The 25,948-nt window shown below is 61.9% G+C and carries 24 protein-coding genes; 9 read left to right on the top strand and 15 right to left on the bottom strand.

The window, feature by feature from the left end; translation table 11 throughout:
- Positions 1-9 precede the first annotated feature (9 nt).
- The 3 genes from RO009_07830 to acnA are packed head-to-tail and all read left to right on the top strand — an operon-like array spanning position 10 to position 4,729.
- On the top strand, positions 10-870 hold the full coding sequence (locus RO009_07830; protein ID MDT3684935.1) for a citryl-CoA lyase: 861 nt from the start codon (positions 10-12) through the stop codon (positions 868-870).
- On the top strand, positions 867-2,093 hold the full coding sequence (locus RO009_07825) for a CaiB/BaiF CoA-transferase family protein (GenBank protein ID MDT3684934.1): 1,227 nt from the start codon (positions 867-869) through the stop codon (positions 2,091-2,093). Before RO009_07830 ends, RO009_07825 begins: the two co-directional genes overlap by 4 nt.
- A 44-nt stretch (positions 2,094-2,137) precedes the next feature.
- A complete protein-coding gene (gene acnA, locus RO009_07820; protein MDT3684933.1) occupies positions 2,138-4,729 on the top strand; it encodes an aconitate hydratase AcnA in 2,592 nt (863 codons plus the stop codon).
- 644 nt (positions 4,730-5,373) lie between these two features.
- Here acnA and gyrB read toward each other — a convergent pair.
- The 6 genes from gyrB to RO009_07790 all read right to left on the bottom strand — a co-directional run bounded on the left by gyrB (position 5,374) and on the right by RO009_07790 (position 12,573).
- The gene (gyrB, locus tag RO009_07815; protein ID MDT3684932.1) at positions 5,374-7,803 is read right to left on the bottom strand and encodes a DNA topoisomerase (ATP-hydrolyzing) subunit B; all 2,430 of its coding nucleotides are present in this window, start codon (positions 7,801-7,803) and stop codon (positions 5,374-5,376) included.
- A gap of 176 nt (positions 7,804-7,979) precedes the next feature.
- Positions 7,980-8,162, bottom strand: a complete 183-nt coding sequence (locus tag RO009_07810; GenBank protein MDT3684931.1) for a hypothetical protein — start codon at positions 8,160-8,162, stop codon at positions 7,980-7,982.
- Between the two features lie 109 nt (positions 8,163-8,271).
- Positions 8,272-9,456 carry a DNA replication/repair protein RecF gene (gene recF, locus RO009_07805; protein MDT3684930.1) on the bottom strand — a complete coding sequence of 395 codons (1,185 nt, stop codon included), beginning with the start codon at positions 9,454-9,456 and terminating at the stop codon, positions 8,272-8,274.
- Positions 9,457-9,565: 109 nt separating this feature from the next.
- Positions 9,566-10,684: a DNA polymerase III subunit beta gene (dnaN, locus tag RO009_07800; protein MDT3684929.1), complete on the bottom strand. Its 1,119-nt coding sequence runs from the start codon at positions 10,682-10,684 to the stop codon at positions 9,566-9,568.
- 158 nt (positions 10,685-10,842) lie between these two features.
- Positions 10,843-12,273 carry a chromosomal replication initiator protein DnaA gene (gene dnaA, locus RO009_07795; GenBank protein ID MDT3684928.1) on the bottom strand — a complete coding sequence of 477 codons (1,431 nt, stop codon included), beginning with the start codon at positions 12,271-12,273 and terminating at the stop codon, positions 10,843-10,845.
- Between the two features lie 162 nt (positions 12,274-12,435).
- Positions 12,436-12,573: a hypothetical protein gene (locus tag RO009_07790; GenBank protein MDT3684927.1), complete on the bottom strand. Its 138-nt coding sequence runs from the start codon at positions 12,571-12,573 to the stop codon at positions 12,436-12,438.
- Between the two features lie 173 nt (positions 12,574-12,746).
- Here RO009_07790 and RO009_07785 point away from each other — a divergent pair, with 173 nt between their 5' ends.
- On the top strand, positions 12,747-13,115 hold the full coding sequence (locus tag RO009_07785; protein MDT3684926.1) for a hypothetical protein: 369 nt from the start codon (positions 12,747-12,749) through the stop codon (positions 13,113-13,115).
- A 178-nt stretch (positions 13,116-13,293) separates the two neighbouring features.
- Here RO009_07785 and rpsT read toward each other — a convergent pair whose 3' ends face one another.
- The 3 genes from rpsT to RO009_07770 form a co-directional block, all read right to left on the bottom strand.
- Entirely contained in the window at positions 13,294-13,560 is a 267-nt protein-coding gene (gene rpsT, locus RO009_07780) for a 30S ribosomal protein S20 (GenBank protein MDT3684925.1), read from the bottom strand.
- Between the two features lie 160 nt (positions 13,561-13,720).
- Positions 13,721-14,617, bottom strand: coding sequence for a dihydrodipicolinate synthase family protein (locus tag RO009_07775; GenBank protein MDT3684924.1), 897 nt, complete (start codon positions 14,615-14,617; stop codon positions 13,721-13,723).
- Positions 14,618-14,641: 24 nt separating this feature from the next.
- Positions 14,642-16,924, bottom strand: a complete 2,283-nt coding sequence (locus RO009_07770; protein MDT3684923.1) for an NADP-dependent malic enzyme — start codon at positions 16,922-16,924, stop codon at positions 14,642-14,644.
- Between the two features lie 180 nt (positions 16,925-17,104).
- Between RO009_07770 and RO009_07765 the strand changes: the two genes are divergently transcribed.
- The gene (locus RO009_07765; GenBank protein ID MDT3684922.1) at positions 17,105-17,425 is read left to right on the top strand and encodes a hypothetical protein; all 321 of its coding nucleotides are present in this window, start codon (positions 17,105-17,107) and stop codon (positions 17,423-17,425) included.
- A 31-nt stretch (positions 17,426-17,456) separates the two neighbouring features.
- Here RO009_07765 and RO009_07760 read toward each other — a convergent pair whose 3' ends face one another.
- Entirely contained in the window at positions 17,457-17,945 is a 489-nt protein-coding gene (locus RO009_07760; GenBank protein ID MDT3684921.1) for a heme-binding protein, read from the bottom strand.
- A gap of 172 nt (positions 17,946-18,117) precedes the next feature.
- On the opposite strand from RO009_07760, the gene msrA reads away from it, so the two are divergent.
- From msrA to RO009_07745, 3 genes are all read left to right on the top strand, one after another.
- Entirely contained in the window at positions 18,118-18,774 is a 657-nt protein-coding gene (msrA, locus tag RO009_07755; protein MDT3684920.1) for a peptide-methionine (S)-S-oxide reductase MsrA, read from the top strand.
- A gap of 94 nt (positions 18,775-18,868) precedes the next feature.
- Positions 18,869-19,414, top strand: coding sequence for a TIGR00645 family protein (locus RO009_07750; GenBank protein MDT3684919.1), 546 nt, complete (start codon positions 18,869-18,871; stop codon positions 19,412-19,414).
- 85 nt (positions 19,415-19,499) lie between these two features.
- The gene (locus RO009_07745) at positions 19,500-20,174 is read left to right on the top strand and encodes a polysaccharide biosynthesis/export family protein (GenBank protein ID MDT3684918.1); all 675 of its coding nucleotides are present in this window, start codon (positions 19,500-19,502) and stop codon (positions 20,172-20,174) included.
- Between the two features lie 15 nt (positions 20,175-20,189).
- Here the strand turns inward: RO009_07745 and RO009_07740 are convergent, their stop codons facing one another.
- The 5 genes from RO009_07740 to RO009_07720 all read right to left on the bottom strand — a co-directional run bounded on the left by RO009_07740 (position 20,190) and on the right by RO009_07720 (position 24,598).
- The gene (locus tag RO009_07740) at positions 20,190-20,864 is read right to left on the bottom strand and encodes a dienelactone hydrolase family protein (protein MDT3684917.1); all 675 of its coding nucleotides are present in this window, start codon (positions 20,862-20,864) and stop codon (positions 20,190-20,192) included.
- A gap of 58 nt (positions 20,865-20,922) precedes the next feature.
- A complete protein-coding gene (locus RO009_07735; protein ID MDT3684916.1) occupies positions 20,923-21,930 on the bottom strand; it encodes an LLM class flavin-dependent oxidoreductase in 1,008 nt (335 codons plus the stop codon).
- Positions 21,931-22,018: 88 nt separating this feature from the next.
- Positions 22,019-23,032 (bottom strand): hypothetical protein, encoded by a 1,014-nt coding sequence (locus RO009_07730; protein MDT3684915.1) that lies wholly within the window; start codon positions 23,030-23,032, stop codon positions 22,019-22,021.
- A 39-nt stretch (positions 23,033-23,071) separates the two neighbouring features.
- Positions 23,072-23,278: a hypothetical protein gene (locus RO009_07725; GenBank protein ID MDT3684914.1), complete on the bottom strand. Its 207-nt coding sequence runs from the start codon at positions 23,276-23,278 to the stop codon at positions 23,072-23,074.
- Between the two features lie 213 nt (positions 23,279-23,491).
- Complete coding sequence (locus tag RO009_07720; protein ID MDT3684913.1) at positions 23,492-24,598, bottom strand: L,D-transpeptidase family protein; 1,107 nt, start codon at positions 24,596-24,598, stop codon at positions 23,492-23,494.
- Between the two features lie 196 nt (positions 24,599-24,794).
- Between RO009_07720 and RO009_07715 the strand changes: the two genes are divergently transcribed.
- Positions 24,795-25,769: a S1C family serine protease gene (locus RO009_07715; protein ID MDT3684912.1), complete on the top strand. Its 975-nt coding sequence runs from the start codon at positions 24,795-24,797 to the stop codon at positions 25,767-25,769.
- Positions 25,770-25,948 lie beyond the last annotated feature (179 nt).

Genomic DNA, 25,948 nt, shown 5'->3' with positions numbered 1-25,948 from the left:
GTGACCGGCATGACGTCAGATAGAAGAGACCGTGAGGAGGCGCCAAACGATTGGTGGCGGACCTCCATCATCGATATCGCGCCGGGATCCATCCGCATGCGCGGTTACCCCATCCAAGACCTGATCGGGAATTGCAGCTTCCCGCAGATGATCTGGCTGATGCTCAGGGGAGAACTGCCTTCCCTGGCGCAGGCCGAGCTTCTTGAGGCCGCGCTGGTTGCCGCGGTTGACCATGGGCCGCAGGCGCCCTCGATTGCGATTGCCCGCATGTCCATGACCTGCGGCGTTGGCATCAACAATGCAATGGCGTCCGGCGTGAACGCTCTTGGCGATGTGCACGGGGGTGCCGGGCAGCAGGCGATGCAGCTCTATGCGGCCATTACTTCGTCCATGAAGGCAGGACTCTCGGCCAACGAGGCAGCCGAGCGTGAAGTCGGCAGCCGCATAGACAGAAGACAGCATATCCCGGGCTTCGGCCATCGCTTCCACCGCATCGATCCTCGGGCAATCCGGCTTCTCCAACTGGTCGACGCGGCTGCTTCGAGAAAGGAGATCGTCGGCACGTTCGCGGAAATCGGCCGGGCGTGCGAGAGCGCGCTCGAACGCAAAACCGGCCGGCGGTTGCCCATGAATATCGACGGTGCCACGGCCGTCATCTACTCCGAGCTTGGCTTCAGCCCGGAGCATGGACGCGGTCTTTTCATTCTGTCGCGCTCGGTTGGAATTCTGGCCCACGCTTATGAGCAGCATACCCAGGGTGCCCGCATCAAAGGCCCAATGCCTCCGGCGACGGGATATCGCTACGAGGGTCCTGCGCCGCGCCCGGTGCCCGTTCGTCAACAGCTCGAAAAGTCGGAAAAAAAATCGTGAATGCAAAGCGGACCTTGCCACTGTCGGGCGTGAGGGTGTTGGATTTCGGGCATACAGTGATGGGCCCCTCCTGCGCGATGATTCTTGCCGATTTCGGCGCGGATGTGCTCAAGATCGAGCCCGCGCCCAATGGCGATCCGACGCGCCATCTGAAGGGATTCGGTACCGGCTATTTCGGCTATTTCAACCGCAACAAGCGGTCCATCGCCATCAATCTGAAGACGGCCGAGGGGCAGGAGATTGCGCGCGACATCGTGCGGCGGGCGGATGTCCTTATCGAAAACTTCGCGCCCGGAACGATGGACCGTCTCGGCCTTGGTGTTGAAACGGTCATGGCGCTCAATCCGCGGCTTATATACGCGAGCTTGAAGGGGTTTCTCGACGGCCCCTACAAGAACCGGCTGGCGCTCGATGAGGTCGTGCAAATGATGTCGGGCCTGGCCTACATGACCGGCCCGAGTGGACGCCCGCTGCGTGCAGGGACGTCGGTCGTTGATATCACCGGCGGGATGTTTGCCGTCATCGCCATTCTTCTCGCGTTGCGCGATCGCGACCGCACTGGGGAAGGGCGTGTCGTCGAGTCCGCCCTGTTCGAGACGGCGGTGTTTCTCATGGGGCAACATCTCTGTTACGCCGCGCAATCGACAGGTCCCATTCCGCCGATGCCGGAGCGTGTGTCTGCTTGGGCCATTTATGAAACCTTCACGCTCAAGGACAGCCGGCAGATCTTCATCGGCATCACCACCGATAGCCACTGGCAGCGCTTTTGCGCCCTGATGGGGCGGCAAGACTTGCTTGACAACCCGGCTTTCGCAACCAACAACGCCCGCGTCGAGGCCCGTCCGATCCTGCTTCCGATCATCACGGAGATACTTGGCAAGCTCACGCTCGATGAGGCGCTAAAGCTCGCGGAAGACGCGCGCATTCCATTCGCACCGATCGCGCGAGCGGAGGACCTGTTCACCGATCCGCATTTGCTGGCGACAGACGGCCTGATGCCGACGGTGCTTCCTAACGGCATCAAGACGGCACTTCCCAAGTTGCCGGTCAATTTTGCCGGCGCCAATTTGTCCGTCCGACTCGATCCGCCGCAAACCGGTGCCGACACCCGTGAAGTGTTGTCGGATCTTGGCTTCAGCAAGACAAAAATCGAGAAACTGGCTGCAGATGGTGTCGTTGTCGTTGCCGGCCGGGAGACAGTATCCGGATCGTCGGGTGGCTAGCCGCCTTTGTTCGTGAGGGCGACCAGCAAGATCAAGGGGCCGCTATGACGACTGCACAGGTGACCGGACGTTCAACGGCGTCGTTCGAGACTCTTGGCACGGCTCGCATCGTGTCGGTGCCGGAATTCTCCATCAAGCACGGAATTCGGCCCGAGACGCTGCCACGCTCGATACGGATCATTCTCGAAGCTGCATTGAGAGCAAGCGCGACAGGCCTTGCCGCCAAAGAACTGCCGCTTGGCATCCTGCGCGGGCGTGCTGGCGACAGCACGATTGCGTTTCCCGTAGGGCGTGTGCTGCTGCAGGACGCCGCCGGTCTTCCGCTCCTTGCCGATCTGGCGGCATTCCGGGATGCAGTAGTTCGGGCGGGGCTGCCGGCCGATACGGTTCGGCCGCGCGTCCCGGTCGCGATGGTCGTGGACCATTCGGTGCAGAGCCACCACTACGGCTCGTCCGCCGCGTTCGAAAAGAACCTGGCTGCCGAGTTCGAGCAGAACGCTGAACGATATGTCTTTGTGAAATGGGCGCAGCAGGCATTCCCTGGCTTGACCGTAGTGCCGCCCGGGAACGGCATCGTCCACCAGGTGCATCTCGAATCGCTGGCGGAGATCGTGTCCGTTCGGGACGGCTGGGTCTTCTGCGATACCGTCATCGGCACAGACAGTCACACGCCGATGGTCAACGGCCTAGGGGTGCTGGGCTGGGGTGTCGGGGGCATCGAAGCCGAGGCTGCTCTGCTCGGCGATTTGCAGGACTTGTCCCGCCCCGAAGTGATCGGCGTCGAGCTTCACGGCTCGCCCGGCCCGGGCACGCTGGCGGCTGACATTGCGCTGACGCTGACGCAACGGCTCCGCGCGGAAAACGTGGTTGGCGCGTTCCTGGAATTTTTTGGTGATGGCCTCGATCATCTTTCGGTCGCAGATCGCTGCACGATCGCCAACATGGCGCCGGAATATGGGGCGACGTTGGCGCTCTTTCCTACCGACGAAGATGTTCTGCAGTGGCTTGCGGACCGCGGGCGACCGCGTTCGGCAATCGAACTCATTCGAACCTATCTGTCGTCGCAAGGTCTGTTTGGCCGCGGTCAGCCCGAACTGATCGAGTACGACCGCCGCATCTGCATCGACTTGTCAGACGTCGTTCCCTGCGTCGCAGGTCCGACCCGACCCGATGAACGCGTATCGTTATCAGAATTGGCGACAACGGTCCCAAAAACGGGCGGCGTTTTCGATGCAAGAGTGTTGTTGGCCGCGATTACATCCTGCACGAACACCGCAAATCCGGAATCCATGATCACGGCCGGATTGCTCGCGCTCAACGCACGAAAGCTCGGGCTTACAGTCGACCGGCAGATCAAGACGGTGCTCGCGCCCGGTTCCCGTGCTGTTAGCGGCTATCTTGCCGATGTCGGATTGCTTGAACCGCTCGCCGAGCTGGGCTTTGTCGTGGCGGCGTACGGATGCGCCGTGTGCGTCGGCAATTCCGGCGGGCTCGCTCCCGGACTCGAAGAGCGCCTCGCAAGAGACGGCGGCCAAGCGATTGCCGTACTTTCGGGAAACCGCAATTTCGAGGCGCGCATTCATCCGGCCATCCGGTCGGCCTACCTGATGAATCCAGCGCTGGTCGTCGCTTTCGCGTTGGCGGGGCGGGTCGACATCGACCTGCTGAAAGACCCACTGGCACGAACCGCTCAAGGCGCCGACATTTACCTGGCTGATTTGTGGCCTTCGTCGGAGCAAGTGAAGGCTCTGGCAAGAAAGGCAGGCGGCCGACAGGCCGAGCTGGTTTCGCCGGCGGCGTGGAAGAATCTGCCGGCCTGTCGCGGCGCCCAATTCCCGTGGAGTTCCTCGTCGACCTACTTCGTGCCGCCGCCGTTCTTCGAGGCGCCGGCCGACAGCGCGCTTGTCGATGTCGTCGCGGCGCGGCCGCTCCTCGTGCTCGGCGATGCCGTGACGACGGACCACATCAGCCCGGTCGGCAAGATCGGCAGCAAGTCGGTCGCGGCGGACTATCTCCGGGAACTCGGAGTGCACGAAAAAGATTTTAATACCTATGCCGCACGGCGAGCGAATCATCATGTCATGGTGCGCGGCACGTTCGCCAATGAACGTCTGAAAAATCTGCTACTTGATGGCAAAGAGGGGTCTTTCACGCTCCATCAGCCGTCGGGACAGATCGATCGCATTTTCACGGTTGCCGAACGCTATCGTGGCGAGTCTGTTCCGCTCGTGATCGTCGCAGGCGAGCGATATGGGACAGGGAGTGCGCGTGATTGGGCGGCCAAGGGGACGGCGCTGCTTGGCGTCCGCGCGGTCATCGCCGCAAGCTTCGAACGCATTCACCGGAGCAATCTGGTTCGGCTCGGAGTGCTGCCGGTGCAATTGTCGGCTAGCGCCGACGCGCGCAGGCTCGGAGAGCAACTGCGTGGATGCACCGATGCCCAGATCGATATCAAGTTCAGAGGCGAGCCGGTGCGGCCGCATCCGAGATGTGGCGTTTATTTGCGAGTCGCGGGGAAGGTCGAAAACTATGATGCCGTCGTACGGATCGATACCGCAGCGGAATTGGATTTGCTGAAGGCCGGCGACCTATTTCGCTTCAGCATAGCGAGATGGATGACTTCTAATGGAAAGTGATGAGGGTGAAGATGAAGACTTGGCTGGATAAACGTGATGGCGAGCATACATTCGGTGAGCTATTCAAGACCTCGTTCCCATGAGGTCGACTATTGAGCGCCTCAGGCGCGCAACCTCCCGCGCGCGTTGCATTTGCATTCTTGTCGGATCGCCTTTGCTGTTTGAGCGGAATGCCGGACACCACAGCAGATGCAGCTCGCAAATGCCTTCTGCCGTTACCTTGAGATGGTGCAGACTATTTGATTAGATCCACTAGCAGATCAGCAGTCAGTCCAATTCAATCTTGGCCTGTTTACCTAGAGGTGTCCGCCGGGACGAAGTTACCCCTATAAGGGCATAGCCTTCGTCAAAGTCGTCTTCTGCAAGCTCGGAATGCCTTTGCGCTGCACGACCTGATTGGCTTTTGATTCGTTGAAATTGTGCCAAGGTTTCTCCGCACCGAAGGGACTGCGTATTATCTCTCTTACGGCTGATCCAAGATGAGCAACGAGCGAGCCGGGCCGCCAAAGATTACTCAGCTTGGCCGCGTAGCTTTCTCTACAACCAATGATTGAAAAAATCTGAGTCAGGCTTTTGCGTCATTTGACACAGACTTATGGCCCAAAGATCCAGACTTATGCGTCACCCGACAAACATAAGCAAGGCTACGCATCCACGCTCGCCTGCAGCGCATTCTCCTGGATGAAATCACGGCGCGGCTCGACCAGTTCGCCCATCAGCTTGGTGAAGATGTCATCGGCCTCGTCGGTTTCTTTGATCCGTACCTGCAAGAGCGAGCGCGCTTCCTTGTCGAGCGTGGTTTCCCAGAGCTGATCGGGGTTCATTTCACCCAGCCCTTTGTAGCGCTGCATGGCGATGCCCTTGCGTCCGACGCTGGTGATGGCTTCGAACAGGCCCACCGGGCCGTAGATCGCGATTTCCTCGTCCTTGCGGCGCAACGTGCCCGGCTTGAGATAGGCCTCCTGCAGCACCGGCGCATACTCGTCGAGCTTGCGTGCGTCGGCAGAGCCGAGCAAGGCCTGATCGATGATGGCAACTTCTTTCACGCCGCGAACGGAGCGCTCAAAGTGGAAGCCGTCGGCATCAAACCGTCCCTGCCATCCGCGTTCTGTTTCCTCGGATTTCAGATCGAGGCGGCGCGCGATATAGGCCGCCGCTTCCGCGGCCCGCGTCGCGTCGCCCGTGACATTGGGCGTGAGCACACCGGCAATTGCCGCCTGCTCGATCACCTTGCGGTTGTAACGGCTGTGCAATCCGTTGAGCAGATTGCGGATCGATCGCGCATTCTCGACGAGCTTCTTGAGGTCGCCGCCGGCGCGCTCTTCGCCATTCGCAATCTTGAAGACGCTTTCGCCAAGACCGCTCTCGATAAGGTAATCCTCGAAGGCGCGCTCGTCCTTCAGATATTGCTCGGATTTGCCGCGCGAGACTTTGTAGAGCGGCGGCTGCGCGATGTAGAGGTGGCCGCGCTCGATCAGCTCCGGCATCTGCCGATAGAAGAAGGTGAGCAGGAGCGTGCGGATGTGGGAGCCGTCCACGTCCGCGTCGGTCATGATGATGATCTTGTGATAGCGCAGCTTGTCGGGATTGAATTCTTCCCGCCCGATGCCGGTGCCGAGCGCGGTGATCAGCGTGCCGATCTCCTGGCTGGACAGCATCTTGTCGAAGCGCGCGCGCTCGACATTGAGGATCTTGCCGCGCAAGGGCAGCACCGCCTGGAATTCGCGGTTGCGGCCCTGCTTGGCGGAGCCGCCGGCGCTGTCGCCCTCGACGATAAAAAGTTCGGATTTTGCCGGATCGCGCTCCTGGCAATCGGCGAGCTTGCCCGGGAGCGATGAGACGTCGAGCGCGCCCTTGCGGCGGGTGAGCTCGCGCGCCTTGCGCGCAGCCTCGCGCGCGGCGGCCGCTTCCACCACCTTGCCGACGATCGCCTTGGCTTCGGCGGGATGCACCTCGAACCAGTCCTGCAAGGCCTGGTTGATGACGTTCTCGACCACCGGCCGCACTTCCGAGGACACCAGCTTGTCCTTGGTCTGCGAGGAGAATTTCGGGTCGGGCACTTTCACCGACAGCACGGCGGTGAGGCCTTCGCGGCAATCGTCGCCGGTCAACGAGACCTTTTCCTTGCGGGCGACGCCGCCGGTTTCGGCGTAGTTGGTGACCTGCCGCGTCAGCGCGCCGCGGAAGCCGGCGAGATGAGTGCCGCCGTCGCGCTGCGGGATGTTGTTGGTGAAGCAGAGAACGTTCTCGTGATAGCTGTCATTCCACCACAGCGCGCATTCCACGACGATGTTGTCGCGCTCGGCCTTGATCATGATCGGGGCCGGAACCAGCGGCGACTTGTTGCGGTCGAGATATTTGACGAAGGCCTCGACGCCGCCGTCGTAATGCATCTCCTCGCGTTTCTCGACCGCGTGGCGCATGTCCGACAGCGTGATGGTGACGCCGGAATTGAGGAAGGCGAGTTCGCGCAACCGATGCTCAAGCGTCGGGAAATCGAACTCGGTCATGGTGAAGGTCTTGGGCGAAGGCAGGAAGGTCACCTGCGTGCCCTTCTTGCCATCGGCCTTGCCGACAACCTTCAGCGGCGCAACGGCCACGCCGTCGCGGAATTCCATGAAATGCTCTTGGCCGTCCCGCCAGATGGTCAGCTTCAGCCAGGTCGACAGCGCGTTGACGACGGAGACGCCGACGCCGTGTAGGCCGCCCGAGACCTTGTAGGAATTCTGGTCAAATTTTCCGCCGGCGTGCAGTTGCGTCATGATGACTTCGGCAGCCGAGACACCCTCGCCTTTGTGGATGTCGGTCGGGATGCCGCGGCCGTCGTCGCGTACGGTGCACGAGCCGTCCGGGTTGAGCGTGACTGCGACCTCCTTGGCGTGGCCGGCCAGCGCTTCGTCGACGGCGTTGTCGACGACCTCATAGACCATGTGGTGGAGGCCGGAGCCGTCGTCGGTGTCGCCGATATACATGCCCGGACGCTTGCGGACTGCGTCCAGACCTTTCAGGACTTTGATCGATTCAGCGTCGTAATCGGACGGATTTTTAGCCGGCTGGCGAGCCGTTTCGGCCATGGATGTGCCTTCGAATCAGCGAGACAAATGCGTGTGGAATTGGGTTTTGTGTGGCACGAAAACAGGGTGCCGTACAGCCCAATTTGATGCCATTTAAGTATTTGCTTTCAAAGGATTTTCAAGCCCTCGCCGAGGCCCGTTTTGGAGCGTTTTTTTGACGCCCCGCGAGCCGCCCTTCAGCGGTCCTTTCGAGACCTGCCGGACAGCAGGAATTTGTTGTCGGGCTGGTAGCTGGGAACAGGACGGGAAAAGCCATCGAGCGCGCCCGCCCACATTTCCACGCGCGTCAATTGCCGGCGCAGTTCCTCGATCGCGTCGCGCAAATGCTCACGAATATCCTCGACACCATCGCGTGGCATGCTTTCTCCTTTGTAAAAGTAAAGCGACAGCCAGCCCTGCTGTTCCGGACCGGCGCCAAGACTTTGGCGCAACACGCGGGAACCGGCCGCTGTGAAATGACAAGGAGCGTCAGATCGCCTTGCTGGGCTGGATCTGGCCGCCGCCGATTTCGAAAATCTCGGCGCGGCCGGCGATGTCGGAGAAGGCTTGCGGGTCGGCGCCGGTCATCCAGACCTGCGCGCCGATCTTCTCCAGCGAATCGTAAAGAGCGGCGCGGCGGTTGGGGTCGAGATGCGCGACAATCTCGTCGAGCAACAGCACTGGAGAAAACCCGGTCATCTCGGCAATGAGATTGGCATGTGCCAGCACAAGGCGGATCAGCAACGCCTTTTGCTCGCCGGTTGAAGCATCCGCCGCTGCGATATTTTTCGGGCCATAAGTGACCGCTAGATCGGTCAGGTGCGGACCATCGAGCGTCCGTTTGGCGGCAGCGTCGCGCGCTCGGTTGTTCTTCAGAATCGCTCGATAGCGGTCCTCCACATCACTCGCGGGCGCCGTGAGCAGCATCTCTTCCATCCATCCGGCGAGCGCGATTTCTGCAAAGGGAAATGCCGGATCGATCGCGCGGCCGGTGGCGAGCGCGCCTTGCAGGCGCCGCACGGTCTCCGCACGCGCAGCAGCGACGGCAACGGCCAACTCCGCGGTTTCGTGCTCTACCGCGTCGAGCCAATGTGGATCGGGGCTTTGCTCTTCGAGAAGCCGATTGCGCGAGCGCAGCGCGCGCTCCAGGGCTGAAACGCGACCGGGATGTTCGGCGTCGACGGCCAGCACGAGGCGGTCAAGAAAGCGCCGCCGTTCTGATGCCGGGCCTGAGAACAGGCCATCCATTGCCGGGGTCAGCCAGATCACTCGCAGGTGGTCGGCAAACGCGGCCGCCGAGCCAACCGGCTCGCGATCGATGCGGCATTTGCGCGACATCGTAGCCTCGCCGGATAGACTTGGCTCGATGCCGGTGCCCAACGTCGCGAGGCCGAGCGCGCCCTCGATTTCGGCGGAGATCGCCCAGGATTTATCGGACGCGTCTTCTGGCGCCGGTTCGCTGCCGCTGTCGCCTTCGCTGAATGCCACCTCTTCCAGCGTGGCACGGCGTAGCCCGCGGCCCGGCGTCAGGAAGGAAATGGCTTCGATCAGGTTGGTCTTGCCGGCGCCGTTCGGGCCGACGAGCACGATGGACAGCGCGCCGACATCAAGACTCGCCGCGCGATAGTTGCGGAAGTTGGTGACGGTGAGGCGGCGGATGCGAGCGGCAGTCATCTAACCCGCCCTCGTCCTGAGGAAGGCGCCCTCATCCTTCGAGACGCCTGCTTCGAAGGCTCCTCAGGATGAGGGCCGAGAAGCAGCGTCACGAATAGTCGAACCCAACTCACACCCGCATCGGCATCAGCACATAGAGGGCGCCTTTGGCGTCCTTGTCCTGGATCAGCGTCGGCGATCCGGGATCGGACAGCTTGAGCAGCGCGGTCTCGCCTTCGATCTGTGAGGCGATGTCGAGCAGGTAACGGGAGTTGAAACCGATATCGAGCGGGTCGGCCTCGTATTCGACTTCGATTTCTTCCGTGGCGCTGCCGGAATCCGGATTGGTCACCGACAGCGTCAGCTTGCCATTGGCCAAAGACAGCTTCACCGCGCGTCCACGCTCGCTGGAGACCGTCGAGACGCGATCGACCGCATGCTCGAATTCGTTCTTGTCGACCCTCAGCTCCTTATCGTTGCCAAGCGGAATGACGCGTGCGTAATCGGGGAAGGTGCCGTCGATCAGTTTCGAGGTCAGCACCACGTCGCCGATGGTGAAGCGAATCTTGGCCTGCGATAATTCGATGCCGATCTCGGCCTCGTTGTCTTCAATCAGGCGCTGCACCTCGCCCACGGTCTTGCGCGGCACGATAATGCCCGGCATGCCTTTCGCGCCCGCGGGGAGTGTGATTTCATATTGCGCGAGCCGGTGCCCGTCGGTCGCCACCGCGCGCAGCGTCTCATTCTTTCCGCTAGCCGCGGCGTGCAGATAGATGCCGTTGAGATAATAGCGCGTCTCTTCGGTCGAGATCGCAAACTGCGTCTTGTCGATCATGCGCTTGAGATCGGCGGCCGGCAGCGTGAATTTGTGAGTCATCTCGCCGGCATTGAGATCGGGGAAATCGCTTTCCGGCAGCGTCTGCAGGGTGAAGCGCGAACGCCCGGCGCGGATGGTCAGCATGGCGCGGTCGCCCGTGGATTCCAGCACGACCTGCGCGCCGTCCGGCAATTTGCGCACGATGTCGTAGATCATGTGCGCCGGCACGGTGGTGGAGCCGCCCGGCCCGGCATCGGCGGCAACGGTCTCGCTGACTTCCAGATCGAGGTCGGTCGCCTTCAACGCGAGCTTCGATTTCTCCGAGCGGATGAGCACATTGGCGAGGATGGGGATCGTGTTCCGCCGTTCGACCACGCGATGCACATGGCCCAGAGACTTCAGCAATTGCGCGCGCTCGACGGTAACCTTCATAGGCGTGACCCCGCTTGGGGAAAGGACATTCGGAGCCCGTGGAATGGATATTCTGGGGCGCCGCGGTGATGACAACCCCGGCCGTCCGCTGTCAGGCGGGCGGCCGGGGGGACGGAAATTTGGCGCGGCGGGGCGCGGAGGGCAAGAGCTTTCGAGGCCTATTCCTGAAGCTGGCGCTTCAGAAGCTCGATCTCGTCGGCCAGAGCGGTGTCATTGCCGACCAAGCCTTCGATCTTGCGCACCGCATGCAGCACGGTGGTGTGGTCGCGCCCGCCAAACCTCCGGCCGATTTCCGGCAGCGACCGCAAGGTCAGCGTCTTCGCGAGATACATGGCCACCTGCCGCGGCCGCACGACATTGGCGGTCCGGCGCGAAGACAGCAGGTCGCCGCGGCTGACATTGTATTGCCGGGCCACCACGCGCTGGATGTCCTCGATCTTGACCCGTTTGGGTTCCTGCGGGCGGATCAGGTCGCGCACTTCACGCTCAGCCATTTCCAGTGTCACCGGTTGGCCGGTCAATTTGCTGTGCGCAAGCAGGCGGTTGAGCGCGCCCTCGAGATCGCGGCCGTTATGGGTGACGGATTTGGCGATGAAGGAAATCACCGGCTCCGGCACGTCGAAGCCGGGATGATGCACGCGCGCGGCGGCAGCCCTGTTTTTCAGGATTTCCAGCCGCAGGTCCTCGCCGAGCGCACCCATTTCCACCACCAGGCCGCCGGCCAGACGCGAACGGACGCGATCGTCCAGGCTTTCGAGGTCGGTCGGCGGACGATCGGCGGCAATCACCACCTGCCGCCCGGCATCGATCAGGGCATTCAGGGTGTGGCAGAACTCGGCTTGCAAATTCTTGCCGGTGAGGAACTGCAGGTCGTCGATCACCAGCACGTCGATTCCGCGCAGCGCTTCCTTGAAGGCCAAGGCGGTCTGCGTCTTCAACGCCGACACGAAGCCATACATGAACTTCTCGGCGGTCAGGTACAGCACCTTGCGGTCGCCGCCAGCATTGCCCGCCCATGTGATGGCATGCAGCAAATGGGTTTTGCCGAGCCCGACACCGGCATGGATGTAAAGCGGATTGAACATCACCGGTTCGCCGCGGCGCGCTATCGAGACCTGTTTCGCCGCCGCGTGCGCGAGCGTGTTTGAGCGCCCGACCAGGAAGGTGTCGAAGGTCAGGCGCGGATCGAGCGGAGAGCCGCCCAGCGCCTCATGCGCCGCCGACACCGGCGCAATCAGGATCCGCTGTTCGCCGTTCAGTGTCTTGGCCGGGCGCGACTCAAGCGCCGGCTGCGGATGATCGTCCTGCTTGAGTTTGGGCGGGTTCGCGCGCAGCGCGGCCGAGCGCACTGTCAGTTCGATGCGGCGCACGCGCTCTTCTTCCGCCTGCCAGCAACTCAGCACCCGGTCGCTGTAATGCGACTGGATCCAGCTCTTTAGAAACCGTGTCGGCACCGACAGCCTTGCCGTGTCGTTCTCGACCGATTCCAAATCCATTCTTGCAAACCAACTTGAAAAGATGTCGTCGCCGACTTCTGCTTTCAATCTGCCTTTAACGCGCGACCAGCGCTCCTGATCCATGCTCGTCATCTCGGTCGCCTCTTCCCGAATGTCGAATTCCATACAAGTGAGTGACAGCGCCCCTGTCGCTGTCGTCGACGCGGCATCACGTCCTGCAGTCGGTTGGTCGTGTCCCGAAGCCTCAGCTCCGGACAGCGCAACGCTTATCGGCAGGAAATGATGCGCGCAGCCTCATCTTGTGGGCGGAGACGCGGCTCCGTGCGAGCCAATTGCAATCGTCGAAAAACCGAAGCGCGGCATCATGGGCTTGTTAAAACCGAGCCAGCCTGGAAGAGCCTCGTCTTCTGCTTTGTTATATTCCGTCGTCATGAATTCCCCCTCCCAGCCGCACCATAGGCGCGGTGGACCGCTTATTTTCAAAATTTAGTTACGGGAGCCTGCGTCGCGATTTCAGAAATCAATATACTATCGCGATGATCAGCTTGTCGTCTACGCAACCCGGTCTTCGCCGAGGAATCTTCGAAATTGAGACTTCCAGACACATGTCGCCCGCTCTCATCTTCGATGAGCTCGAAGAAAGACCTTTTACTGAGAACCGCCGCTGGCGCGACAGCGATTTAAAAATACACACGCGCCTGCAAACTGCAACGGATTTTGTCGGCGTTAGTTCGATCGTAACACCTGTGTGTCGTTCCGGTCAGCACGCGGTCGCGAAGCGTCATGACAACGTCTTGAATCGTCGTGCGGTTTTTTGCGGTCTATTGCGCCAATATATCTCGCTACCGACATTGCGCGCCGCAAGTCTTGCCGGATTCCGGGTGACCGGCGGCATGAGAATCCAAAGCCCCGAACACGCTTTGGCGTTAAGCTGTTCTTGTTTCGCTGCTTTTCGTGTCCAAAATTTCAAGTAACCCTTGAGGTGCAGGGGTTTTCGACATCAGCGTGCAGCGCAAAATTGCACCGCAATACGGGAAAGCCGTCTAAGCCTGCGCGTTTCAGAAAAACAAAAGCCCGGCGCGGGCCGGGCTTTTTCTGGAATAAAGAATTCTTTGTCGGCAGCTTACGCTGCGAACTCGCTTGCCTCGAACTTTACTTGGCGAGCTTTGCCACCTGATGCATCAGGCGCGAGATCTTGCGGCTCGCGGTCTTCTTGTGCAGCACGCCCTTCTGGCTTGCGCGCATCACCTGCGGTTCGGCGGCCCGTAGTGCGGCGAGCGCGGCGGTCTGATCGCCACTGGCAATCGCCTCTTCGACCTTGCGGACATAGGTCCGCATGCCGGAGCGGCGGTTCTTGTTGATCTCGGTGCGGCGCGCGATCACGCGCGTCTTTTTCTTTGCGGACTTCGTATTGGCCATGAGCCCTCTCCACGGCGCGGGGCTGCCTGATCGATACGGCGCCGGCCTGGTTTGTGTCGGTAAAAAATGCGGCGGCTCAAAAGCCGCCGCGATCTGCGCACGCTTATAATGGCAGGCCCGGAAGGCGTCAACGCGCCAGAATCCAGCCTGGAGGCTGGTTTCAGGCGACCTTCTTGGCCCGGACGGCGTCGTATCCCGCCAAAACCGCCGCTTTGTCCGCGGCCGGAAAGGCCGCCAGCGGTGGCTTCACCCTGGCCAGAGCCGGATCGCCATGAATATGGGCCAGCAGAGCCTTCACCCCGGACACCAGCGCCTTGCCGTCGAATAGCTTGCGGATGGTAACCGCTTGATCGAGCGCAAACTGCTCACCGTGGGACCAAGCGCGGGCGCAGAGGTCGGCATTACAATTGGCGGTCGCCGAGATTACCCCTGCGAAAGCACCGTTGCGGGCTTCGATCAGCGCGGCTTCGTTCGAGGGGAACACCGCAAAGCCGGGCGCCACTCTGGCGGCTTCACGCGCGAACGTCATGTCGCCGGAGGAATCTTTGAGACCGACGATCCGCAAGCTGTACGCATCGACCAGCCGCTTGATCAGTGCGAGGTGCCACGGCAGTCCCGATTGCGCCGGGAAGTGATAGAGATAGATGGGAATGGGCTTGTCGCTTGTCGCCTTCACGATGGCATCGACATAGGCAGCTAGCCCGTCATCCGGGACACCCTTGTAATAGAAGGGCGGCAGAATGAGTGCGCCGGCGAAGCCGAGCTCGGCGGCATGCCGCGTGAGCGCAATGGCATCGGAAACGGCTGCAGCGCCCGTACCGACCATCAAACGATCCATTGGCATGCCGGCTTCGCGATAGGCCGACATCAGGCCCATGCGTTCCGATAGGGAGAACGACGTGGCTTCGCCGGTGGTGCCGAGCACATTCAGTCCGTTGCAGCCATTGTCGAGCAGATACCGCGCCAGCTTCAATGCGCGTTCGTGGTCTGGCGCGCCCTTGTCGTCGATCGCGGTGGCGATCGCAGCAATCACACCACGCAATGCAGAATTGGCCACGTGACACTCCTTGGCGAGCGGCAACTACCCGTTGACATTGAAAGCAGCGAGGGCCGCCATGTTGACGAGGTTGGTATCCTTGGCGCCCAATTGAACGATCTGCACCGGCCTGTCCAGCCCGACCAAAATCGGGCCGATGACTGTTGCCCCGCCCAGCTCCTGCAGGAGCTTGGTCGAGATCGAGGCGGAATGGAATGCCGGCATGACGAGTACATTGGCGGGGCCGGTGAGGCGGTTGAACGGGTAGGCCGCGGCTGCATCCGGATTGAGAGCAACGTCGGCGGCCATTTCGCCGTCATACTCAAAATCGACGCCGCGCTTGTCGAGAATGCGCACCGCTTCCTGCACATGCGCGGAGCGTTCGCCGGGCGGATGACCGAAGGTTGAGAAGGCGAGCAGGGCGAGGCGCGGTTCGTAGCCGAGCCGGCGCGCCACGCCGGCGACTTCGACCGCGATGTCCGCCAATTCATCGGCCCTGGGCATTTCCGTCACCGCCGTATCGGCAACAATGACGGTGCGGCCGCGCGGTGCCAGCACCAGGGAGACGCCGATCACACGATGTCCCGGCTTGGGATCGATGCAGCGTTGGATGTCCTCGAGTGCGACGGAGAAATTGCGGGTCACGCCGGTCACCATGGCGTCAGCGTCGCCGAGCGCCACCATGCATGAGGCGAAATGATTGCGGTCCTGGTTCACCAGGCGCTGGCAATCGCGGAACAGATAACCTTTGCGCTGCAGCCGTTCGTAAAGATAGGAGGCGTAGTCGGAGTTGCGCTTCGACAGCCTGGCATTGACGATCTCGATCTTGCCGCCAAGCTCGATGCCGAGATTGTGCGCGCTCTCGTGCACGCGATCTTCGCGGCCGACCAGCAATGCCGTGCCAAGCTCCTCGGCGACAAAACTCGCCGCCGCACGGATCACCTGCTCTTCTTCGCCTTCGGCAAACACGACGCGCTTCGGCGACCGTCGCAGCCGTTCATGCACCCGCGCCAGCACACCGGCGACCGGATCGCGCCGCGTGCGCAATTGCTGGCGATAGGCCTCCATGTCGACGATCGGTTTGCGCGCCACGCCGGATTCCATCGCCGCTTTCGCAACCGCCGGCGGCACATAGGAAATGAGCCGCGGATCGAAGGGCACCGGGATGATGTAATCGGGTCCGAATTTCGGACGGGCGCCGTAAGCGGCGGCGACTTCATCGGGGACGTCCTCGCGTGCCAGTGCCGCCAGTGCCCGCGCTGCCGCAATTTTCATTTCCATGTTGATGGTGGTGGCGCGCACGTCCAGCGCGCCGCGGAAGATATAGGGAAAGCCGAGCACGTTGTTGACCTGGTTCGGATAATCCGAACGGCCGGTGGCCATGATGGCGTCGTCGCGCACCTCGGCCACTTCCTCGGCGGTGATTTCCGGGTCGGGATTGGCCATGGCGAAGATGATCGGCTTGTCTGCCATCGATGCCACCATGTCCTTGGTGACAGCACCCTTGGCCGAGAGGCCGAAGAAAACGTCGGCACCCTTCAGCGCGTCGGTCAGCGTGCGGGCGGACGTCTTGATCGCGTAGGCCGACTTCCACTGGTTCATGCCGTCCTTGCGGCCCTCGTAGATGACGCCCTTGGTGTCGCAGAGGACGAGATTGTCCGGCCGGAAGCCGATGGCGCGCAGCAATTCCAGACAGGCGATGCCGGCGGCGCCAGCGCCGTTGCAGACGAGCTTGGTCTCCTCGATCTTGCGGCCGGTGAGATCGAGCGCATTCAACAGGCCGGCGGAGGCGATGATCGCGGTGCCATGCTGGTCGTCATGAAAGACCGGGATGTCGAGCAATTCACGAAGCTTCTGCTCGATGATGAAGCATTCCGGAGCCTTGATGTCTTCCAGGTTGATGCCGCCCCAGCCCTTGCCGAGCAGCTTGACGCAATTGATGATCTCGTCGGGATTTTCGGACGAGACTTCCAGGTCGATGGAATCGATGTCGGCGAAGCGCTTGAACAGCACCGCCTTGCCTTCCATGACGGGCTTGGCCGCCAGCGCGCCGCGATTGCCGAGCCCGAGAATGGCGGTTCCGTTGGTAATGACGGCGACGAAATTGCCTTTGGTGGTGTAGTCGAAGGCCTTGCTCTCATCCTCGGCGATGGCCAGCACCGGCACGGCGACGCCAGGGGAATAGGCGAGCGAGAGATCGCGCTGCGTCGCCATCGGCTTGGTGGCCACGATTTCAAGTTTGCCGGGGCGGCCGTCCGAGTGGAATTGCAGCGCTTCCTGCTCGGTGAAGGTCGGCCGGTTATTACGGCTTTTGGATTTCGACGTCATTTCAACTCCCTTGAGGGCGGTCAGGGGCGCCTTCTCCGTGACGTTAGCAGAAAAGCGCCAAGCTCAAGAGACGGTACGCCGATGCCGTGACTGTGAACCGGGAGCCGGTTGAAGGCGACAGACCGGGAGGTTAAGCCGTCCCCAGCCTGTGATTTTCCCGATGACCGATTCGGACTTGCAATGATCCGGTTTCTTTTCCGATTCCTGGGCGTCTTGATCCTCGCCGCCGCGTTCATTCTCCTGGTCTATGACGGGGCGAAGTCGATCGCCGACAGCCGGATCTATATTTACAAGCTTGGCCAGCTCTGGACCGACATTAATGCGAACAGCCTGCAGTCGCTGCAGGCAAGCGTCGAGGCAAATCTTCCGGCGCAGGCCTGGAATCCGGTCGCGCTGACGCTGCTGGAGCAGCCGGCCTGGCTGGTTCTCGGCGTCGTGGGCGTGTTGTCCATTCTGCTGGGGCGCAAGAAAAAGCCGGTGATCGGCTACGGGCGGGATTAGTCCTGGCTGTAGCGCGTCTGGACGGACGCGCCTAATTCCCGAGCGCGCTGAGACCGGCGCGCGCCACCTGCGCGTCCTGCGCGGACAGGCCACCGGACACGCCGATGGCGCCGACGATCTTCCCCTCGATCACGATCGGCAGGCCGCCTTCGAACGGCGCGATGTTCTTCAGCGCCAGCAGACGGGTGCCCGCGCCGCCCGCCGTGACGGCATCCTCCAGCGCCTTCGACGGCAGCTTGAAGGCGAGCGAGGTCTGCGCCTTGCCCTCGGATGCTGAGATCGATGCAAGCTGGGTGTTGTCGAGTTTCTGCATCATGACCATGTGGCCGCCGCTGTCGATGATGGTGATGACGACCTGCCAGTTGTTCTTGACCGCCTCCGCCTCGGCCGCGGCCATGATCTTCTTGGCGACCTCGAGGGCAATAGGCGGCCCATAGGGCGGCGGGGTCTGCTGAGCGGACGAGGGCGACGCAGCCAAAAAAAAGGTCGCGAATGCGATCGCAAACAATCTCAACGTCATAATCACTCCTGTGGCCTCGTCCGCCGATCGGCGCGCAGCATAAAGCGCGTATTATCCAATAGAAAGCAGCCCTCGCAGGGCTGTGAACTCCTCGCAGCGTCCGGCGTACCGGGGGCCGATGCGAATGGTCCTCCTAGCACATATATTGGCGGCGACATCGGGAGAAGCCGACATGTTCATGTTCAAGAAATCCCTGACCCTTCCAGGCCCGGGCGAGGCCTTGCCGGGCCGCGCCAACACCATTCCCACCGCCCGCGATCATTTCGTCAACGGTCACCCGTTGAAGGGGCCCTATCCGCAGGGCAGCGAGATGGCGATGTTCGGCATGGGATGTTTCTGGGGCGCCGAAAGGAAATTCTGGGAATTGGGCGACGGCGTTCATGTCACCGCGGTCGGTTACGCCGGCGGCCTGACGCCGAATCCAACCTATCAGGAAGTGTGTTCGGGACAGACCGGCCACAATGAAGTGGTGCTGGTGGTGTTCGATCCGAAGAAGATGTCCTACGCACAATTGCTGAAAACATTCTGGGAAAACCACGACCCGACGCAGGGCATGCGGCAGGGCAATGATATCGGAACGCAATACCGGTCCGGAATCTATGTCTTCAGCGAAGAGCAGCGTAAAGCGGCGGAGGCCTCGAAGGCCTTCTACGAAAAGGCGATCGCGACCAGAAATTACGGCCCGATCACAACCGAGATTCTCGATGCGCCGGACTTCTATTTCGCCGAGGATTATCATCAGCAATATCTGGCGAAGAATCCCATGGGTTATTGCGGCCTGGGCGGGACCGGCGTGAGCTGCCAGATCGGAACCGGCATCACCGCCTGATCCTTTTGTCCCGCTGACCACGCGGCTTGAGATGCATGTCGATTGACGTGCATCACGGGCCGCGTCATTTTTCGAAGACCGGGAGGGCGGGACCATGATGCGACGCATCGAGCTTTTGCTGGAGCTGGTTCTTTTCCAAAGCCGCTGGCTTCTTGCGCCGTTCTATATCGGCCTTGTCATCAGCCTGGTGCTTCTGTTCATTCACTTCTTCATCGAACTTGTGTCCTTCATCGGACATATTCACATCGCTTCCGAATCCGACGTCATTCTCGGGGTGCTCGGTCTGGTCGATCTTGTCCTGGTCGGCAATCTCATCGTGATCGTGATCTTTTCCGGCTACGAGAATTTCGTTTCGCGTTTCGAGGAAGTCGGTCACGACCGGCCCGATTGGATGACCAAGGTAGATTTCGGTGGTCTCAAGCAGAAACTGATGTCATCGATCGTCGCCATTTCGGCAATCCAGTTGCTGAAGGCATTCATGAATGTCGGCAACTATGACGACAAGAAACTCTATTGGCTTGCCGGCATCCACGTTGTGTTCCTCGGCTCGATGCTGGTCGTGGCCATTGCCGATCGTCTGGCGGAGAAAACAAAGCCCGCGGAAGAGAAGCCGGTCTCGAAGCGACGCCGCGCTGCCTGAGACAAGGCTTCTCACAGACCTGGTGAGGTTTTGTTAACCATATGACGCGTTAATCCGGCTTAGTGGGAAGCCCCGGATTCTTCAGATGCGGCGTTTGACGCGTTGGAACCGCGTAGTGGCGGTGATGCTGGCAGCGCTGGCCGCCGCCGGCTGCGCGCGGCGCGGGGTTGCGACCTATGCCTATGTGCCGCAGGCCGCCGTCGGCGGGCCCTATGTGCCGGCGCCGCTGGCGCAGCCCGCTCCGGTCCTGACCTCGGCTGTCGATCCCTATCTGCCGGCACAGCCTGCGGGACTGCCGATCGAACCCTACCGGCTTGATTCCGGCGACCGGCTGCGGGTGCAGGTGTTCGGCCAGGACGGTCTGACGAATTCCTACATCGTCGACGCCGCCGGCAATATCTCGCTGTCCCTGGTCGGGCCGGTCGCCGCGCGCGGCTTCACCACCGCCGAGCTCGCCCGCGCCATCGCCGCGCGGCTGCAGGACGGCTATATCCGCCAGCCGCATGTGTCGGTGGAGGTCGAAGCCTACCGGCCCTTCTTCATCCTCGGCGAGGTCAACGCGCCCGGCCAATACCCTTACGTCGCCAACATGACGGCGGAGAGCGCGGTGGCGATTGCCGGCGGCTATGCCCCGCGCGCCGACAGGAAGAAGATCACCGTCACCCGCAACATCAACGGCCAGATGCTGCGCCAGAACGTGCCGCTCAATTTTCCGATCCGCCCCGGCGACACCGTCACCATCATCGAGAGATGGCTGTGAGCGGCGCGCTTACGCTCACTTCATGTGCCTGTCCAAAAAATTCAGCGTGCGCTGCCACGCCAGCTTTGCACTCGCTTCGTGATACGCTGAGCGTTCATCGCAATTGAAGCCGTGTCCGGGCGGATATGTATAGATTTCGGCGTCGGCCCGCTTCTGCTTGATGATCTCGACATCGCTGAGCGGAATGCCGGCGTCCTGCTCGCCGAAATGCATCTGCACCGGACATTTTGGCTTCTCGTCGGCGTATTTCACGATCTGGCCGCCATAGAAGGCGACCGCGGCCGATAACCCCGACAGGCGCGTCGCGGCGAGATACGCCACGCTGCCGCCCATGCAGAAGCCCACGACGCCGACCGGACCTGAGGATTGCACATTCTTCACGCCCGCTTCGATATCGAGCAGCATCTTGTTCCAGTCGATCTTGCCGAGATAGTTGCGTGCATGCGCGACTTCGTTCGGCGAATAGCCGCACTCGAAATCGCGCGCGAAGCGATCGAACAGAGCCGGCGCCACGGCAACATAGCCGGCGGCAGCGAGGCGGTCGCAGATATTGCGGATGTGACTGTTGACGCCGAAAATCTCCTGCGCCACCACGATACCGCCCTTGATATGATCATCTCCCCTCGGCTCGGCGCGATAAGCGCCAAGCTGATGCTGGTCGGACGTCGTAAGTGAAAGTTGCTTGCCCAAGGCTCTCTCCCGTCGTTTCTGCGGTTCAATAATGCGCCATCTGACGTGGTGCAATGACTCACGCTTTCACGCCAAAGGCCTGCGCCAGCAGAGTGTAGGATCTCTTCCGCGCGTCGTGATCGTAGATCATGCTGGTGATCATCAACTCGTCGGCCTGTGTGGCTTCCAGCAACGGCGCGAGCTTCTGCTTGATCGTTGCCGGCGTTCCGACAAACAATCGCGAGCGATTCTGCGCGATGCGCTCGCGATCGATCGGCGAATAGGCGTAGGCGAGCGCCGTGTCCGGACTTTCCAGCGGCAGGTAATCGCCCTTGGCGCGGCGTACGAAATTCAGATCGATGGTCGAGGCCAGGCGCTCGGCCTCCTCGTCGCTGTCGGCGACAACGGCGGCCGTCGCCAGAATGGCATAAGGCGCCGGCAGAGCCGGCGACGGCTGAAAGCGCTCGCGATAAAGGCGCATCACGTGCACCGCATCGTGATGGGCAAAGTGGTGGGCGAAGGAAAAACCGGCGCCGATCGAGGCTGCAAGCTGCGCGCTGTAGTCGCTCGATCCGAGCAGCCAGATCGGCGGCAGCGCGACATCGAACGGCATGGCGCGGATGCTGCTGAAGGGGTGCTCTTTCGGGAATCCGCCATTCTCGATCAGCAGCAATTCCTGAAAGCGCTCGAGGAAATCATCGTCCTCGCGGATATTCTGGCGGCGGCGCAGCGCGATGGAGGTGACATGGTCGGTGCCCGGCGCACGGCCGATGCCGAGATCGATACGCCCGGGAAACAGTGCCTCCAACACCTTGAACCGTTCCGCGACCGTGAGCGGCGCGTGATTGGGCAGCATCACGCCGCCGGAGCCGACGCGCATGCGCGATGTGCGCGCCGCGATCTGACCGATCATGATGTCGGGCGCCGTGCTCGCGATGTTGGACAGATTGTGATGCTCGGCGACCCAGTAGCGATGATAGCCGAGCCGATCGGCGTGTTCGGCAAGATCGAGCGTGTTGCGCAGCGACTGCGCGGCCGATCCGCCCGCGACGACGGGCGACAGGTCCAGAACTGACAGAGCAACCATGATGCGGCGCACCTCCGGCCCGCAAGCACGGGCGCTCTCAGGACGCGCGTTTATATGGGAAGATGGCGCAGAATGCGAACGACGGCTGCTAGTTGATCGGCGTGGTCGGCCTTGCGACCTGCACCGGCGGCCGCTGCGCCGCCTGCGAATTGCGGAACAAACCGAAGAAATCGAACGGCTGCATTTGCGGAGTTTGCGCGGGCTGCGGCTGCGGCTGCGGCCGCGGCGTATGGTGCGCCCTGATCGAGGCTCTGCGGGGGCGCTTTCTCTCGCTGACCGGCGCGCGCGCGGGCTCGGTCTGGGTCGGCCGGGATGCGTTGCCGGCATTGCCGGGTTCGTGCCTTAGGGCCAGTTTCGGGCGCGACGCCGGAAGCGGGGCGTCCGGCGTTTCCGTTGTCGGCGCGGGGATCGAGCCGGTTGATTCTGCAAGCGCCGTTTCGTGCAGATGCACCACGACCTGCGTATCGGCCTTCGACGTCGGCGCTTCGACGGCGGCAGCCGGGATTTCCTCGATCGGATCGGGCGCCTTCGCGACAGATGCGGCAGGCGCCGGCTCGCTGACTGTATCCATTTCTTTTTCCGGCGCGGATGTGACGGCATCCGGCGTCGCAGTGACCATGTCCGGTGTCGGCGTGATCGGCTCGGCGACTAAAGACTCAGCCGCGGAGGATTCCGCTGCGGGCGCGGCAACGTCCTGCGTTACGGCGGAAGGCGCCGGCGTTAAGGTTGTCGGCTCCTGCGACAAAGCGGCGGGCGTTTCATGCGCCGGTCCCGGAGTTTCGGACGGCGGCGGGACTGGAGCCTCAGCGTCTGTCTTTGCCAAGTGTGGCGCCGAAATCGTCTCCGGCGTGACGTCGCGGACAGGGTTCTTGGCGGTCTTGGCGCTGATGGCGAAATCAAGATTGATGTGAGGTTCGAAGTTTGCCGGCTCCGGCCAATTCAGCGCGATACGGTTGATTGGCGTGTCGTCATGACCCTTGGTGTCGACGCGGGCGGTCATCTGCTCGTGAATGAGCCGGGAGGACGCAAAAAACCCGACGCCCACGGTCAGGATGAACGTCGAGACGACGGCTGCAATGACGATCCGCAGATCGGGCAGCATGAATCAGAGTCCTTCCACGGTCGCCCGAACGCGGGCGGCTCACGCGACACCAAAAATAGAATCTTCGCGCGAAAGCACAGCGGCGGCGGTCTCGCGGTCGGGAAGGGGCGATGCGCAGCACAAATTCGCGCCAAATTTCCCTGTGGACAGGATTTTTGCTGATTCGGTTCCCGAGGTCACGCACAGCTTTCCTGCCGCGATGATTCTGCCGGTCGCGCGCAGCAACAATTGCAGCCGTCGTTGCACGCAGAACACAGCATGCAAATCACAGCGTGACGGAGAGAATTGGCGGTACCCGCTAGTGTCCCGAATCCGAAGTCCGCTTCATCTGCGGCATGGCCGTGAGCGCACTTTGGATTGGAAGGACACTAGCAAACCCCATGTTTCTAGTGTGGTTTGGTTCGGAGGACCGCTGGAAGAGCATACGGCAAGAATGAAGCGGACTTCCGAACGACCACACTACCGCGTTGTCGGCGCGTTGGAGGCGGACGGTCCGCGTGCGCCGCCGAGAACCACAACCTTCGTGCCGACTTTGACGCGGGTATAAAGGTCCTGGACGTCCTCATTGAGCATGCGGATGCAACCCGACGACACGAATTTCCCGATGGTCGAGGGCTGGTTCGTGCCATGCACGCGATAGATGGTCTTGCCGAGATAAAGTGCGCGCGCGCCCAGCGGATTGCCCGGCCCGCCGGCCATGAAGCGCGGCAGATAAGGCTGGCGCTCGATCATCTCGGCGGGCGGATGCCAGTCGGGCCATTCGGCCATGCGGCTGATGCGCTCGGTGCCGGCCCAGGTGAAACCTTCGCGGCCGACGCCAATGCCGTAGCGAATCGCGGTGCCGTCGCCGTTGACGTAATAAAGGAAGGTGCTCGGCGTATCGATGATGATGGTGCCGGCCGGCTCTTTGGTCTGATAGCTGACGACCTGCCGCTTGAATTGCGGAGGCAGCTCCGCCGGCTCGCCTTCCTCTGGCTGGTCTTCGGGCGGCAGCGCGGCAACACGGCCCGGCATTGCCTGTGATGGGGAAGCGACATCCGGCGCGTTCGGGATTGCGGAGGGTGGCCGCAAACCCGGCTGCAATCCTGGCTGCAATCCTGGCTGCATGGCATCCGGGCGCGCCGTGCTGACGTCGCCCTGGGCCGGTCCTTCCTGATAAGGCGGCATGACGCCATAGGCGGGCGGGTTATAGCCGGGCGGCCGGCGCACAATCTGCGGTTCGGGATAGGGCTCCGGCGCCGCAATCGAGGGCTGCGAAGTCTGGCGGTCGTAACGCGGCTCAATCGGATAAGGCGCCGTGTCGCGGCCGATGCTCTGCTCCGTCGGATAATAGGGCCGCCGTTCGCCAGAAGGCGCAGGGCCGGGCGTCGAAAGCGGGGGCAGCGGCCGCGAGGCAATTTCCTCGCCGTCGTCATCTGGGGCCGCGGTCACGACCCCGTCAGGTCCAGCTACGCCGCGATAGCCGCCTTGCGGATAACTATAGGGTGTCTGCGCCGCGGCATCGCCCATCAGAATGGCCAGTCCAGCCATCGCCACAACCAGGGCGGATTGTTCCCGCAAACGCATGCCTTGATGTCCCCGACACGATGAAGGTGATTTGTCCGGATGCTGTGCCCTAGAGATTAGGCAGGATGAAGGCGTCGGCAAAGCGTCTCACGCCGTCGACAGCCGGTTCGGCGCTCGTCTTTCGGGCTTGATTTCGCCCGCCGCATCGCTGCAGGTTGGCTTGGGCGGCCGTTGGAATGGGTAAGGAGTGGCTGGCATGGCGTCCTTGAGCGACTGGAAAGTTCCGGTCTCGGCCCAGCCCCGGCCCGGCGATTATGACTATGATCTCGATGCCGCACTGGCCTCAATGGTCGGATTGCGATCCCTGATTCCGGCGGATGCCTTTACGGCCGAGACACTCGGAACCGAACGCGCGGGCCACGGCGTCATCATCCGCACCAGCGGACTCATCCTCACCATCGGCTATCTGATCACGGAAGCCGAGACGATCTGGTTGCATCTGAGTGACGGCCGCGTCGTTCCCGGCCACGCGTTGACCTTCGACCAGGAGACCGGCTTCGGACTGGTGCAGCCGCTGGCGCGGCTCAATCTGCCGGCATTGCCATTGGGACGGTCGGCCACTGCGCAAATTGGTGAGCGTGTGGTTATCGCGGGATCTGGCGGGCGCGAGCGGTCGGTTGCTGCGCGCATCGTCGGCAAGCAGGAATTCGCAGGCTATTGGGAATATGTCCTGGACGAGGCGATCTTCACCGCACCCGCGCATCCTAATTGGGGCGGCACGGCGATGATCGGCATGAATGGTGAACTCCTTGGCATCGGCTCGCTGCAACTCGAACGCGGCGGCAATGCCGAGGGGCAATATCTCAACTTGATCGTGCCCATCGATTTGCTGACGCCGATCCTCGACGATCTGTTGACGTTGGGTCATGCACAAAAACCGGCGCGTCCCTGGCTCGGCATTTATTCCACTGAAGCCGAAGGCCGCATCATCATCGTCGGGTTGGCGGCGCGCGGGCCCGCCGCCCGCGCCGATTTGCGCACCGGCGACATCATCGTCGCCGTGGATGGCGAAGAGGTTGACGAGCTCGCAACGCTGTATCGGAAGATATGGTCGTTGGGCGTTGCCGGAGTGGAAGTGCCTCTCACCATCTTTCGCGATGGCGACACGTTCGACGTGCGCGTGAATTCCGGCGACCGCATGCGATTTTTGAAGTCGCCGAAATTGCACTGACGGCGCCAACACTCTCTTCTGCGCAGGCGCAAAGAAAAATTCGCGGCGCCCGCAAAATTTGCGTGGAAGATTTGTCCCCAAATGGGGATTGTTGGCGATAACCCCCAAGCATAGCGTCCCGGCTTCCGAGCTTAGCTTCATCGCTTTAACGCAAGCGATTCAAGCTCGCCGGGCAGATG

This window comes from Pseudorhodoplanes sp. (genome assembly GCA_032027085.1).
Taxonomy (GTDB): Bacteria; Pseudomonadota; Alphaproteobacteria; order Rhizobiales; family Xanthobacteraceae; genus Pseudorhodoplanes.
This window is presented reverse-complemented; position numbering and strand designations above follow the sequence as displayed.

Coding starts and splice junctions, on each gene's coding strand:
- RO009_07830 (MDT3684935.1), top strand. CDS start 10: ATGACGTCAGATAGAAGAGACCGTGAGGAGGCGCCAAACGATTGGTGG.
- acnA (MDT3684933.1), top strand. CDS start 2,138: ATGACGACTGCACAGGTGACCGGACGTTCAACGGCGTCGTTCGAGACT.
- gyrB (MDT3684932.1), bottom strand. CDS start 7,803: ATGGCCGAAACGGCTCGCCAGCCGGCTAAAAATCCGTCCGATTACGAC.
- RO009_07810 (MDT3684931.1), bottom strand. CDS start 8,162: ATGCCACGCGATGGTGTCGAGGATATTCGTGAGCATTTGCGCGACGCG.
- recF (MDT3684930.1), bottom strand. CDS start 9,456: ATGACTGCCGCTCGCATCCGCCGCCTCACCGTCACCAACTTCCGCAAC.
- dnaN (MDT3684929.1), bottom strand. CDS start 10,684: ATGAAGGTTACCGTCGAGCGCGCGCAATTGCTGAAGTCTCTGGGCCAT.
- dnaA (MDT3684928.1), bottom strand. CDS start 12,273: ATGACGAGCATGGATCAGGAGCGCTGGTCGCGCGTTAAAGGCAGATTG.
- RO009_07790 (MDT3684927.1), bottom strand. CDS start 12,573: ATGACGACGGAATATAACAAAGCAGAAGACGAGGCTCTTCCAGGCTGG.
- RO009_07785 (MDT3684926.1), top strand. CDS start 12,747: ATGTCGCCCGCTCTCATCTTCGATGAGCTCGAAGAAAGACCTTTTACT.
- rpsT (MDT3684925.1), bottom strand. CDS start 13,560: ATGGCCAATACGAAGTCCGCAAAGAAAAAGACGCGCGTGATCGCGCGC.
- RO009_07770 (MDT3684923.1), bottom strand. CDS start 16,924: ATGACGTCGAAATCCAAAAGCCGTAATAACCGGCCGACCTTCACCGAG.
- RO009_07765 (MDT3684922.1), top strand. CDS start 17,105: ATGATCCGGTTTCTTTTCCGATTCCTGGGCGTCTTGATCCTCGCCGCC.
- RO009_07760 (MDT3684921.1), bottom strand. CDS start 17,945: ATGACGTTGAGATTGTTTGCGATCGCATTCGCGACCTTTTTTTTGGCT.
- msrA (MDT3684920.1), top strand. CDS start 18,118: ATGTTCATGTTCAAGAAATCCCTGACCCTTCCAGGCCCGGGCGAGGCC.
- RO009_07750 (MDT3684919.1), top strand. CDS start 18,869: ATGATGCGACGCATCGAGCTTTTGCTGGAGCTGGTTCTTTTCCAAAGC.
- RO009_07745 (MDT3684918.1), top strand. CDS start 19,500: ATGCGGCGTTTGACGCGTTGGAACCGCGTAGTGGCGGTGATGCTGGCA.
- RO009_07735 (MDT3684916.1), bottom strand. CDS start 21,930: ATGGTTGCTCTGTCAGTTCTGGACCTGTCGCCCGTCGTCGCGGGCGGA.
- RO009_07730 (MDT3684915.1), bottom strand. CDS start 23,032: ATGCTGCCCGATCTGCGGATCGTCATTGCAGCCGTCGTCTCGACGTTC.
- RO009_07720 (MDT3684913.1), bottom strand. CDS start 24,598: ATGCGTTTGCGGGAACAATCCGCCCTGGTTGTGGCGATGGCTGGACTG.
- RO009_07715 (MDT3684912.1), top strand. CDS start 24,795: ATGGCGTCCTTGAGCGACTGGAAAGTTCCGGTCTCGGCCCAGCCCCGG.